This is a genomic window from Saccharibacillus sp. O23 (assembly GCF_002205895.1).
Lineage (GTDB): Bacteria > Bacillota > Bacilli > Paenibacillales > Paenibacillaceae > Saccharibacillus.
In genome coordinates, this window is sequence record NZ_NJDE01000010.1 from 272,894 (window position 1) to 285,821 (window position 12,928).

At 56.5% G+C, this 12,928-nt stretch carries 12 protein-coding genes and 1 other annotated feature; all 12 genes read left to right on the forward strand.

The window, feature by feature from the left end; all coding sequences use genetic code 11:
* Positions 1-39 precede the first annotated feature (39 nt).
* Positions 40-1,167 carry a cell division protein FtsZ gene (gene ftsZ / locus CDO73_RS15145; protein ID WP_088489358.1) on the forward strand — a complete coding sequence of 376 codons (1,128 nt, stop codon included), beginning with the start codon at positions 40-42 and terminating at the stop codon, positions 1,165-1,167.
* A 196-nt stretch (positions 1,168-1,363) separates the two neighbouring features.
* Positions 1,364-2,239, forward strand: coding sequence for a peptidoglycan editing factor PgeF (gene pgeF, locus CDO73_RS15150; RefSeq protein ID WP_088489359.1), 876 nt, complete (start codon positions 1,364-1,366; stop codon positions 2,237-2,239).
* Positions 2,236-2,925 (forward strand): YggS family pyridoxal phosphate-dependent enzyme, encoded by a 690-nt coding sequence (locus CDO73_RS15155; protein ID WP_088489360.1) that lies wholly within the window; start codon positions 2,236-2,238, stop codon positions 2,923-2,925. Before pgeF ends, CDO73_RS15155 begins: the two co-directional genes overlap by 4 nt.
* A 2-nt stretch (positions 2,926-2,927) precedes the next feature.
* Positions 2,928-3,374, forward strand: coding sequence for a cell division protein SepF (locus CDO73_RS15160; RefSeq protein WP_088489361.1), 447 nt, complete (start codon positions 2,928-2,930; stop codon positions 3,372-3,374).
* A gap of 7 nt (positions 3,375-3,381) precedes the next feature.
* The gene (locus tag CDO73_RS15165; RefSeq protein WP_088489362.1) at positions 3,382-3,678 is read left to right on the forward strand and encodes a YggT family protein; all 297 of its coding nucleotides are present in this window, start codon (positions 3,382-3,384) and stop codon (positions 3,676-3,678) included.
* Between the two features lie 24 nt (positions 3,679-3,702).
* The gene (locus tag CDO73_RS15170) at positions 3,703-4,485 is read left to right on the forward strand and encodes a YlmH family RNA-binding protein (RefSeq protein ID WP_088489363.1); all 783 of its coding nucleotides are present in this window, start codon (positions 3,703-3,705) and stop codon (positions 4,483-4,485) included.
* Between the two features lie 157 nt (positions 4,486-4,642).
* Positions 4,643-5,170: a DivIVA domain-containing protein gene (locus CDO73_RS15175; RefSeq protein ID WP_088489364.1), complete on the forward strand. Its 528-nt coding sequence runs from the start codon at positions 4,643-4,645 to the stop codon at positions 5,168-5,170.
* Positions 5,171-5,347: 177 nt separating this feature from the next.
* Positions 5,348-5,667, forward strand: a binding site (T-box leader).
* Between the two features lie 54 nt (positions 5,668-5,721).
* Complete coding sequence (ileS, locus tag CDO73_RS15180; RefSeq protein ID WP_088489365.1) at positions 5,722-8,814, forward strand: isoleucine--tRNA ligase; 3,093 nt, start codon at positions 5,722-5,724, stop codon at positions 8,812-8,814.
* 207 nt (positions 8,815-9,021) lie between these two features.
* Positions 9,022-9,531 carry a signal peptidase II gene (gene lspA, locus CDO73_RS15185; protein WP_088489366.1) on the forward strand — a complete coding sequence of 170 codons (510 nt, stop codon included), beginning with the start codon at positions 9,022-9,024 and terminating at the stop codon, positions 9,529-9,531.
* A gap of 2 nt (positions 9,532-9,533) precedes the next feature.
* The gene (locus tag CDO73_RS15190; RefSeq protein ID WP_088489367.1) at positions 9,534-10,511 is read left to right on the forward strand and encodes an RluA family pseudouridine synthase; all 978 of its coding nucleotides are present in this window, start codon (positions 9,534-9,536) and stop codon (positions 10,509-10,511) included.
* Positions 10,512-10,717: 206 nt separating this feature from the next.
* Entirely contained in the window at positions 10,718-11,971 is a 1,254-nt protein-coding gene (locus CDO73_RS15195) for an LL-diaminopimelate aminotransferase (RefSeq protein ID WP_088489368.1), read from the forward strand.
* Between the two features lie 314 nt (positions 11,972-12,285).
* Positions 12,286-12,912, forward strand: coding sequence for a beta-phosphoglucomutase (pgmB, locus tag CDO73_RS15200; RefSeq protein ID WP_088489369.1), 627 nt, complete (start codon positions 12,286-12,288; stop codon positions 12,910-12,912).
* Positions 12,913-12,928: the final 16 nt, after the last annotated feature.

The following is a 12,928-nucleotide window of genomic DNA, read 5'->3' on the forward strand; positions in this document are numbered from 1 at the left end:
CGAGCCCATCCAAGGAAAACGAGGGGGAGATGGAGGACTATGTTGGAATTCGATTTCGAAATGGAGAGCCTGGCGCGCATTAAAGTCATCGGCGTGGGAGGCGGCGGAAGCAACGCCGTCAACCGCATGATCGAAAATGGCGTCAAAGGCGTTGAATTTATCACGGTCAATACGGATGCGCAAGCGCTGCATTTGGCCAAGTCGGAACATAAGCTGCAAATCGGGGATAAGCTGACCCGTGGACTTGGCGCGGGGGCCAATCCTGAAGTCGGCAAAAAAGCGGCGGAAGAATCCCGCGAACTGATCAGCAACACGCTCAAAGGCGCGGATATGGTATTCGTAACCGCGGGCATGGGCGGAGGTACCGGAACGGGTGCGGCTCCGGTGATTGCGGAAATTGCGCGCGAATGCGGGGCGTTGACGGTTGGGGTCGTCACGCGTCCGTTCACGTTCGAAGGCCGCAAGCGCGCCGGACAAGCCGTTCTCGGCATCGAGGCGCTCAAAGAAAAAGTCGATACCTTGATCGTGATTCCGAACGACCGGTTGCTCGAGATCGTCGATAAGAAGACGCCGATGCTCGAAGCGTTCCGCGAAGCGGATAACGTTCTGCGCCAAGCGGTACAAGGCATTTCCGACCTGATCAAAGTACCGGGTCTGATCAACCTCGACTTCGCGGACGTGAAAACGATCATGACCGAACGCGGTTCGGCGCTCATGGGCATCGGCGAAGCGTCCGGCGAGAACCGAGCCGCGGAAGCGGCGCGCAAAGCGATCATGAGCCCGCTGCTGGAGACGTCCATCGAAGGCGCAAGAGGCGTCATCATGAACATCACCGGCGGGTCGAACCTGTCGCTGTACGAAGTCAACGAAGCGGCCGAGATCGTCATCGAAGCTTCCGATCCGGAAGTCAACATGATCTTCGGCGCGATCATCGAAGAAGACATGAAGGACGAGATCAAAGTCACGGTAATCGCGACCGGTTTCGAACACAAGCCTTCGGACTTGAAACCGCCGGTACGTCGTCCGTCGAGTCAACAACCGGAAGCTCAAAGCGATCGGCAAAAGCCGCAGCAGACGCAGCGTCCGGCTTACGACCCGCAGCCGGGTGCCGACCAGCTCGACATTCCGACGTTCCTGCGTAACCGTTCGCGTCAGAACAACGACTAATGAGTCGACCGCATTCGATCAGAGGTACCTACCATGATTTGCGGTCGGCGTACGAGTGAGTCGACCGCATTCGATCAGAGGTGCCTACCTTTGTTTGCGGTCGGCGTGCTAGAGCCTTGCTTACGAGAGATCCGCTTTCGCTTTACGGAAGCGGATCTTTTTTTCAACATCGTCAGATCAAGGAGGAATAAGAAAGATGATTACACGTCAGGAGCCGTTCGCGCATCGTATCGCGGCGAACGGAGCAGAAGTATTCGAGATCGCTCCCTGGCACAGCTTCGAGGGCTTAAGCGCCGGATTTACGGGCCGCGGCGGCGGAGTCAGCGAAGGGGTTCACGTTTCGCTCAACTGCGCGCTTCATGTCGATGACGAGCCGCGACATGTCGCGGAGAACCGCGCGCGCGTAGCCGAAGCTGCCGGATTCCGGTTCGAAGATTGGACATGCGGCGAACAAGTGCACGAAGCCGAGATCGCGATCGTAACCGAAGAAGACCGGGGAAGAGGGCGAACGGATCGCGAGAGCGCTTTTCAAGATACCGACGGTTTGCTTACCGACGTGCCGGGCGTGATGTTGACTTCGTTTTATGCCGATTGCGTGCCGCTTTACTTTTTCGATCCCGAGCGTCAAGTCGTCGGGCTCGCCCACGCGGGATGGAAAGGAACCGTCGCCGAGATCGGCCGCCGCATGGTCGAGAAGATGAAGGACCGTTACGGCAGCCGCCCGGAAGACATCCGTGCCGCGATCGGCCCGTGCATCGGAGAACGGCGTTACGAAGTGAACGACGTCGTGCTCGATCGCGTGAAAGTTTTGCTGGAAAAGGAGACGGGTAATGAATCTCGTTCGCTCGCTGATTTTTCCGAAGATCTGGGCGGCGGCAAAGCCTTGCTGAACTTGAAAGAATTGAACCGACACATTATGATAAGATCAGGTATACGTCCGGAGCATATCCAGTGCGCCGCTTGGTGCACGGCCAGCCGGACCGATCTGTTTTTTTCGCATAGGGAAGAAAAAGGACGGACCGGAAGAATGGCCAGCTGGATCGGACGGAAAGAAGGAGGCACGTTCCGGTGACTTTAAAGCAGCGGATCGCGCATGTGCATCAGAAAGTTTCCGAAGCATGTGAACGCGTGGGCAGATCGCCCGAAGAAATCAATATCGTAGCCGTCACCAAATACGTCTCGACGGAGCAAACGGCGCGGGTGCTCGACGAAGGCATTCTTCATATCGGAGAGAATCGTTGGCAGAACGCCAAGCCGAAATGGGAAGCGCTCGGAGAACGCGGCGTCTGGCATTTTATCGGTCAATTGCAGAGCAACAAAGTCAAAGACGTCATCGGCAAATTCGCTTACATTCATTCGTTGGACCGGTTGTCGCTCGCGCGGGAGTTGGAACGCCAAGCGGCGGCGGCCGATCTTACGGTTAAAGCTTTCGTTCAGGTCAATATCTCGGGCGAAGCGTCCAAATCCGGTATGCCGCCCGAAGAAACGTTCGAATTCTTGCGGCAGACGGAACTTCTCCCTCATATCGAAGTCGTCGGACTGATGACGATGGCTCCTCTCGACGGCGACGCCGAAGCGGCCCGTCCGGTATTTCGGGGACTGCGGGAGCTGAGGGACGAACTCAATGCTCGGGGCGCATGTTCGCGGCCGATCGAACATCTGTCGATGGGCATGTCCGGAGACTTCGAAGTCGCGATCGAAGAAGGGGCCACTTGGCTGCGTCTGGGTTCTATTCTGGTAGGGAAAGAGGAGGACTGACGATGGGCGTCATGAATCGCTTTATGAATTTTCTCGGTCTCCAGGAAGAAGAGGAGATCGTCGAGCGGGTAGTCGAGCAGGAAGAACCGCAGTACGATACGGCTCCCAATCAGGAGCTTCGCAAAAACTCGAAGACCAATAACGTAGTGAGCATCCATGCGCAGAAGAACGTCAAGGTCATTCTGTCGGAACCTCGCACGTACGACGACGCTCAACAGATCGCCGATCATCTGCGCGCGCATCGTTCGGTCGTGGTCAATCTTCAGCAGGTTCGGCCCGATCTCGCCAAGCGGATCATCGATTTTCTGTTCGGCACGGTCTATGCGATCAATGGCAACATTGCCAAAGTCGGCGGCGATATTTTCCTGTGCACGCCCGATACGGTAGAAGTGGAAGGCACGATTGCCGATCTGGTCCGCGAGGATCGCGAATTTAATCAAATGAGGTGACGATAGCTTGGCTGAATTTCTCCTTCAACTGCATAATGTATATCTGCCTTGGCTGCTCCAAATTTATTCTTGGATTCTGATTATCTATATTCTGATGTCATGGGTTCCCAACGTGCGCGAGAGTCAGATCGGAATCATTCTGGGCAAAATCGCGGAGCCTTATCTCTCGGTGTTCCGGCGTTTCATTCCTCCGATCGGGGGCATGTTGGACATTTCTCCGATCGTCGCTTTTTTCGTGCTCAACTATCTGGTTGCTCCGGGCGCGCTGTATTTGGTCGAATTGTTGTACGGACTGGTCGTTTAAGAATGAAACGGGAAGTGGAAGCGTATGTCTAAAAGCATGTACGAACACGTTCATCCGGACGAACGCGAATTCGTCGATCGGGCCAACGAATGGTTGGAAGGCGCGGCGCGTTACCACGAGCTGAAGCTGACCGACTTTCTGGACCCGAGGCAGCTCCAACTCTTGAGCATGTTAGCCAATTCGCAGCCGGATGTCGCGATCCGTTTGGATGGCGGGAGTCCGTACGCGGAGCGCAAAAGAGCGCTGATCGCGCCGGATTACCGCGATCTGGACGGCGAAGACGCGAAACTGACCGTGCTGTCGATTACGCCTGCGGATACCCGTTTCGCGGAAATCGGACACGGCGACTATATGGGGTCGGTATTGGGACTGGGCATCAAACGTTCCAAGATCGGCGATATCCATCCGCGCGAAGACGGCTGCCACATCGTGGTCGCCGCCGAGATCGCGGATTTTCTTAATCTCGAACTGCGGCAGGTCCATCGGGTCAGCGTGTTTACCGAGGTGCTGCCGATCTCCGAGCTTCGGTCGTCGGAGTCGGAATTGGCCGAGACGGAACTGACGGTCGCTTCTCCGAGGCTCGACGCGATCGCGAGCGACGTGTACCGGATGAGCCGCGCGAAGATTCTGGCTCCGATCAAAGCGGGACGCTGCCGGGTGAATTGGAAAGTGGAAGAAGATCCTTCGAAAGCGCTTCGGGAAGGAGATACCGTATCGCTGCAAGGGTTCGGACGTTTTCGGGTGTTGGAGATCGGCGATCTGACCAAGAAAGGCCGTTATCGGGTGAAGATCGGTAAATTTGTATGAAGCAAAGCAGGAATTCACGTTTCGGCGTCGAAATTCCGATAAAACCGAATGGGACCGCTTCGTTTGCCGTAAGGCGGTCCGATGCACGGAACCGGATACGGCCGGCTGCTTCTGCCGAGGGGTTGGCAGCGTGCTTAATACAATGGAGGTGCACATCATGGCATTAACACCGCTGGATATACATAACAAGGAATTCAGCCGGCGTCTGCGCGGGTACGACGAAGATGAGGTCAACGAGTTTCTGGATCAAGTGATCAAGGATTACGAGAGCGTGATTCGGGAAAATAAAGACCTGCTGCATCGTATGGCGTCGATGGAAGAGCGCCTTAACCATTTCATGAACCTGGAAGAGACGCTCAGCAAGACGATTATCGTCGCTCAGGAAGCGGCGGACGAAGTCCGCGGCAACGCGAAAAAGGAAGCGCAGCTGGTGGTGAAGGAAGCTGAGAAGAACGCGGACCGGATCATCAACGAGGCGCTGGTGAAGTCGCGCAAAGTCGCCGTGGAGATGGAAGAACTCAAAAAGCAGGCCTCCATTTACCGCACTCGTTTCCGGACGTTGATCGAAGCGCAGCTTGATCTGCTGAGCCAAGACGGTTGGGAAGCGTTGGATCGTCAGAGCCGCGAACTCGACCGCGAGATGGAGCAAGCTCAATCCGAACGCCGCGCCAGCGAGTTGTATTAACTAACGGCTCAAGCACGGAAACTGCCTGGGGAAGCGGGATCGAAACGGTCGGAGAACATACGTCGGGGGGCGGATGCCGGCACGGTTTCGCTATTGACAACCGGCAAATATAGCGCTATAAATAAAAGACCACGCCCCGGGCGCGGTGTTTCAGCTATTGATATGAATCATCATGAATCAAATTCAACGATGGGAACAGTACGTCATGTCGTTCGTTCTTCAGAGAGCCGGGCCTTTACGAGCTGCAAGCCGGCGTACGAAGCATAGACGGAAGATCATCCCGGAGAAGTGCGTTCGAATCCTTTTTGCTTGACGACAGACCGTCGGCGGGAAGAGAGTAGGCCGCACCGGAAGCCGACCGTTACAGCGGCCCCGCGTTCTTGACGCGGAGACAAGGTGTCGTTTGATCGAGCGATATAAAGACGGTCCGTCTATACGGGCAATCGGCTCGAGCAAACGAAACAAGGGTGGTAACGCGAGCGAACCTCGTCCCTTTTCAGGGGCGGGGTTTATTTTTATTTCATATTTTTATCCAAAAGGAGCCGACAACGATGCAAAGAGTCGATGTGAAAGAAAAAGCACGGGCGCGCGACCTGCGCGTATTGAAACGCTGGAACGAAGAAAATACGTTTAAGCAGTCGATCGACAACCGGGAAGGCAAGCCGAACTTCGTCTTCTACGAAGGTCCGCCGACGGCGAACGGGGTTCCGCATATCGGGCACGTATTGGGCCGCGTCATCAAAGACTTCGTAGGCCGGTATCAGACGATGAAAGGTTTCCATGTCGTACGCAAAGCCGGTTGGGATACGCACGGCCTGCCGGTCGAACTGGGCGTCGAGAAACAGCTCGGCATCTCGGGCAAACACGATATCGAAGAATACGGCGTCGAGAAATTCATCAAGAAGTGCAAAGAAAGCGTCTTTACGTACGAGAAACAGTGGCGCGACCTGACCGAAGCGATCGGCTATTGGACGGACCTCGATAACCCGTACATCACGCTGGACAACAAGTACATCGAGAGCGTATGGAGCCTGCTGGCGACGATCCACGAGAAAGGCCTGCTGTACCGCGGACACCGCGTCAGCCCTTACTGTCCTTCGTGCCAGACGACGTTGAGTTCGCACGAAGTCGCCCAAGGTTACGAAGACGTCAAAGACTTGAGCGCGACGGCGAAATTCAGACTCGAAAACGGCGAATACGTGTTGGCTTGGACCACCACGCCGTGGACGCTGCCTTCGAATATCGCCTTGGCCGTCAATCCGAGCATGACTTACGTGAAAGTGAAGCAGGACGGCGAAGTGCTGATCTTGGCGAAAAACTTGACGGGGAGCGTGCTGAAAGGCGAATACGAAACGCTGTCCGAGCTGCAAGGTTCCGAATTGGTCGGCCTGAACTATGATGCGCCGTTCCATTACTTCACGCCGGAAAAAGGACACTTCATCGTCGGCGCGGACTTCGTTACGGATTCCAGCGGTACGGGCGTCGTGCACATGGCGCCGGCGCACGGCGAAGACGACTACCGCGTCTGCCGCGAGAACGGCATCAGCTTCGTCAATCTGGTCGATTCGCAAGGTCGTTTCGTCGCCGAGGTGACCGACTTCGCGGGCCGCTTCGTCAAAGACGGCGAGACCGATATCGAGATCGTGAAATACCTGGCCGAAAACGGACGCCTGTACAGCAAAGAGAAATACGAGCACAGTTACCCGTTCTGCTGGAGATGCCATACGCCGCTGCTGTATTACGCGACGGACAGCTGGTTCATCCAGACGACCGCGGTCAAAGACAAATTGGTCGAAAACAACAAAGGCGTCAAATGGTATCCGGACCATGTCCGCGACGGCCGCTTCGGCAAGTTCCTCGACGATCTGATCGACTGGAACATCAGCCGCAACCGCTACTGGGGAACGCCGCTGAACGTCTGGGTCTGCGAAGAAACCGGAAAGCAGTACGCGCCGAAAAGCATCGCCGATCTGCGCGAGCGCGCGGTCGACTTCGTGCCGGAAGACATCGAACTGCATAAGCCTTACGTGGACGCGATCAAGCTGAAGTCGCCGTTCGCCGAAGGCGCGGTGATGACCCGTACGCCGGAAGTCATCGACGTCTGGTTCGACAGCGGTTCGATGCCGTTCGCGCAGCAGCATTATCCGTTCGAAAATCAAGAAGCGTTCCAAGCCCAATATCCGGCCGACATGATCGTCGAAGGCATCGACCAGACGCGCGGCTGGTTCTACAGCCTGCTCGCCATCTCCACGATGATCACGGGCGAAGCGCCTTACAAATCCGTTATGGCGACCGGCCATATTCTCGACGAGAACGGTCAGAAGATGTCCAAATCCAAAGGCAACGTCATCGATCCGTGGGAAGTGCTCGAAGAGTACGGCATGGACGCGTTCCGTTGGGTGATGCTGGCCGACAGCGCGCCGTGGAACACGAAGCGCTTCTCGAAGAGCGTCGTGGGCGAAGCCAAATCGAAAGTCGTCGACACGATCGTCAACACGCACGCGTTCTTGACTTTGTATGCCGAGATCGACGGTTTCGATCCCGCGGAGCATCCGTTCCAAGCGCCTTCCGGCCGTCTGGATCGCTGGATTCTGTCCCGTCTGCACAGCTTGATCGCGGCGGCGAACGAAGCGTTGTCGGACAACGATTTCCTGACCGCGGCCAAAGGCATCGAAGAATTCGTCGACGGCCTGAGCAACTGGTATATCCGCCGTTCGCGCGACCGGTTCTGGGGCAGCGGCCTGACGGAAGATAAACTCGACGCTTACCGGACGCTGACCGAAGTGCTGTCGACGTTGGCTCGTCTGATCGCGCCGTATATGCCGGTGCTCGCCGACGATCTGTACAGCAATCTGGGCGGGAAAACGAGCGTGCATCTGGCCGATTACCCGGAATCCGACGCTTCGCTGATCGACGCCGAACTCGAACGCGATATGAAAACGTCGCAGCAAATCGTCGAACTGGCCCGCAACGTGCGGAACGAGAACAGCTTGAAGACGCGTCAACCGTTGTCCGAACTGATCGTGTCGATGGACCGCGAATTCGATCTGGCGGATTACGCCGAGATCGTCAAAGACGAGATCAACGTCAAAGAGATCCGCGTCGAGACCGGAGACAGCGACTTCGTCGACTACACGCTGAAGCTGAACCTCAAAGTGGCAGGCAAGAAATACGGCAAAAACGTCGGCTTCCTGCAAAACCACTTCAAAGGCATGGCGGCAGACCAAACCCGCGCGGTCGTGGACAGCGGCTCGTTCAACATCACGTCGCCGGAAGGCGAAGAACTTCAAGTGACGAGCGAAGAACTGCTGATCGAGAAAAAAGCGAAAGAAGGCTTCGCTTCGGCTTCCGGTTACGGCTTGACCGTGGCCCTGAACACCGACGTCACGCCGGAACTCGAACAAGAAGGTTGGGTTCGCGAGATCGTTCGCGCCGTGCAGGATACCCGCAAAAAGCTCGACCTCAAAGTGGAACAGCGCATCGATCTGACGCTCGACGTGGATGCGGAGCTGCAAGCGGCCTTGCAAGCTTTCGACTCCGTGCTGCGCGAGAACGTCTTGGTGAACGACGTCTCGTTCGGCAGCCGCGAAGGCATGGAACGCGTAACGCTGAACGGCAAAGAAGTCGGCATCGCGATCGCTTAAATTAAAAGAATAACAGGCAGGTCTGGGCGGCGCCCGTACGGCAGAACAGGTACGGGCGCCGTTTGGCGTGCAGAGCCGGAAGGTCTGACGGCGATAGACGCTTTCTTCGGCGCTGTGCTACAATAGACGAGTCGGCAGAAGCGCCTCTACCGCCTTGCCGGCGCCAATTCGAAGGTATCTTAAAGAGGTATGAGGTGACGGATTAACGTGATTTATTATGTAATCGCGCTTGTGGCAATCCTGATCGACCAAGGTACGAAATATCTGGTCGCTACGCGCATGGAGATTCGGGATCAGATTCCGATCATCGGAGACTTCTTCATCTTGACGTCCCACCGCAACCGGGGGGCGGCTTTCGGCATTTTGCAGGAGATGCAGTGGTTCTTCATCCCGGTGACGCTGTTGGTCGTCGCGGGCATCATCTGGTATCTTCGCCGGATCCAAAAAACGAACAGTTCGGCGCGTCTGCTTCCGATCGCGCTCAGCCTTGTGCTCGGCGGAGCGATCGGCAACTTCTTGGATCGGATTCGCATGGGCGAGGTCGTGGACTTTTTCCTGTTCAATTTCGGCAGTTACAGCTTCCCGATCTTCAACGTGGCGGATGCCTGCATCGTCGTCGGCGTTGCTTTGATCATTCTGGATACGCTGCTCGATACGCGCCGTCCGGACAATGCGCAACCTGCAACAGATAAGCTTGAACAACGCTCGGAGGAATAATAATGACAGATAACCCGCGTAACGGGCTCGGCGCTTCGGCGGAAGGGAACGGAACGGAAGAAGAAACGCTGTCGTGGACCGTCGCGGCGGAATACAAAAAGCAGCGCCTCGACAAATACGTGACCGAGGCGATGGAAGAAGAAGTGTCCCGTTCGCAGATCCAATTATGGATCGAGCAGGGACATGTGGCCGTAAACGGCCGCAGCGCCAAAGCCAACCACAAACTGGCCGAAGGCGAGACGGTCGAAGTTCGCGTGCCCGCGCCCGAGACGGTCGACATCTTGCCCGAAGACATCCCGCTCGACGTGGTCTACGAAGATTCCGACGTGATCGTCGTGAACAAGCCTCGCGGCATGGTCGTGCATCCTGCCGTCGGACATTCTTCCGGCACGCTGGTCAACGCTCTGATGTTCCACTGCAAAGACCTGTCGGGCATCAACGGCGAACTGCGTCCGGGCATCGTGCACCGGATCGACAAAGACACCAGCGGCCTGTTGATGGCCGCCAAGAACGACAAAGCCCATGCTTCGCTGGCCGCGCAGCTCAAAGAACACTCCGTGAGCCGCGTCTACAAAGCGCTGGCGCACGGCAATATCGCGCACGATCAAGGCACGGTCGACGCCAATCTCGCCCGCGATCCGCATGACCGCAAGATGTATACCGTCGTCTCTTCCGGCGGCAAACATGCGATCACGCATTTTAACGTGGTCGAACGTTTCGGCGATTATACCCTGCTCGAGTTGAAACTCGAGACCGGCCGGACCCACCAGATCCGCGCCCATATGAAATTCATCGACCACCCTCTGGTGGGCGATCCCATGTACGGCCGCAGCGGCGGAAAAGGCCTCAAGATGCAGGGCCAAGCCCTGCACGCCGCTTTGCTCGGATTCACCCATCCGACCACCGGCGAACGCTTGGAATTCTCCGCTCCGCTCCCGGACGATCTGGAAGAACTGCTGCTGCATCTCCGCAGCCGTTGATAACGGAGCTGGCGTTCCATAGGGCCCAAGAGCGCGAAGCGCTAAACAGCTCTTAGCCTTACCTCCCCATCGCGTACGGGAGGCCGAAGCGTCACCCTCCCATACGCAAAACCCAAATTTTCCGCCACATAATCCATGTCCCTGATCCGCGATCTGCGGCATCATGGAACATAGACCAACCTGCCCTTAAGGAGATGAACGTATCCATGAGTATCGAAGAATATCAAAATACTTACGTCCAACAAGTTTTCGCCGACCGCATCGGCGGCGCGAACTACGGTAAGGACACCAACATCTATAAATTCGAGAAGATCAAACGCGCCAAAGCGGCCGCGCGTCAAGCTTTCCCCGACGTCGAGCTGATCGATATGGGCGTCGGCGAACCGGACGAGATGGCCGATGCCGGCATCGTCGCGAAGCTGGCCGAAGAAGCGGCCAAGCCGGAGAACCGCGGTTATGCCGATAACGGCATCCCGGAATTCAAAGCCGCCGCAGCCAAATACTTGGCGGACGTGTTCAAAGTCGAAGGCATCGACCCGACGACGGAAATCGTGCACTCGATCGGTTCCAAACCGGCGCTGGCGATGCTGCCGTCCGTGTTCATCAACCCGGGCGACGTGGCGATTCTGACCGTGCCGGGCTACCCGGTTCTGGGCACGCACACCAAATACGTGGGCGGCGAAGTGTACAACGTGCAGCTGACCAAAGAAAACGACTTCCTGCCGGATCTGGACTCCATTCCGGCCGATATCGCGAAACGCGCGAAGCTGCTGTACCTGAACTATCCGAACAACCCGACCGGCGCAAGCGCGACTCCGGAATTTTTCGCCAAAGTCGTCGAGTGGGCCAAAGCCAACGAAGTGATCGTCGTGCACGACGCTCCGTATGCCGCTTTGACTTACGACGGCTTGAAGCCGCTCAGCTTCCTGAGCACGCCGGGCGCCAAAGACGTTGGGATCGAGCTGCATTCCTTGTCCAAGTCGTATAACATGACCGGTTGGAGAATCGGGTTCGTGGCCGGCAACCCGCTGATCGTCAAAGCGTTCAGCGACGTGAAGGACAACAACGACTCCGGTCAATTCATCGCGATTCAGAAAGCGGCGGCTTACGGTCTGGCGAATCCGTCCATCACGGAGAAGATCGCCGAGAAATATTCGCGCCGTCACGATATGCTCGTAGCCGCGCTGAACGAACTGGGCTTCACGGCTTCCAAACCGAAAGGCTCGTTCTTCCTGTACGTCCAAGCGCCTAAAGGCATCAAAGGCGGGGAGACGTTCGGAAGCGGCGAAGCGTTCTCGCAGTTCCTGATCCGCGAAAAGCTGATCTCGACCGTGCCGTGGGACGACGCCGGTTCGTTCGTGCGCTTCTCCGTCACGTTCGAAGCCAAAGGCGAAGAAGAAGAAAAACGCGTCATTCAAGAAATCAAACGCCGCCTGAGCGACGTCGAATTCGAATTTTGATTCGTCGCATCGCGAATGAGGCATAAACACGGAAAAAGCTTTTCGCCCGAACGGGCGAAAAGCTTTTTTTGGCTTAAGCAGGAATATGGACAGGGAAGCGGGTATTAAAGAGAAGAAGCTTTTTGCCGATTTATGCAAACGTTTGAACTAGTACACTTTCAACTCTTCATCACAGGTTTACGATTTTCTGAAACGCACGCGCTTCTGGTGTGATTCAGAAGAGCGTATTCCTACCTTTAGCGTCGACAAGATACTAGAAGCGGAACGAGGCGGAAGCAGAATCTTATTTCATCAGAAGGAGTGTTGGGTTTCCTATGACGCAGGCTATTATTTTCGACCTTGACGGAGTCATCGTATCGACCGACCATTATCATTATCTCGCTTGGAAACAGATCGCGGATCGGGAAGGCGTGCCTTTTGACGAGAACCGCAACGTTCTGCTGCGCGGAGTCAGCCGGGAGGAGAGCTTGGAGATTCTGCTGGAGCAGGCCTCGCGTCCGTATTCGGCGGAAGAGAAGAAGAAGCTGGCCGAAGAAAAAAACGGGATTTACCGCAAACTGCTGCAAGAATTGACGCCTGCCGACATTCTGCCGGGAGTCGTGGACTGGATCGAACGGGCTAAAGCAAAAGGGCTGCGTACCGCGATCGGTTCGTCGAGCAAAAACACCGATTTTATTCTGGAGCGGATCGGTCTGTCGGACGAGTTCGATGCGGTCGTGACCGGCGCGGACGTTACGCATAGCAAACCGGCTCCGGATATTTTTCTGCTGGCTGCCGAACGTCTGGGTATCTCGCCGGGAGCCTGCCTGGTCGTCGAAGACGCGCCGGCAGGGATTCAAGCCGCGAAAGCGGCCGGCATGCAAAGTCTCGGCGTCGGCGAGTTCGTCAAAGAAGTCGGTGCGGACCGTTGGGCGCTTACGCTCGGCGAAGCCGATTTGTAGTCGAAATAGGCGCGAG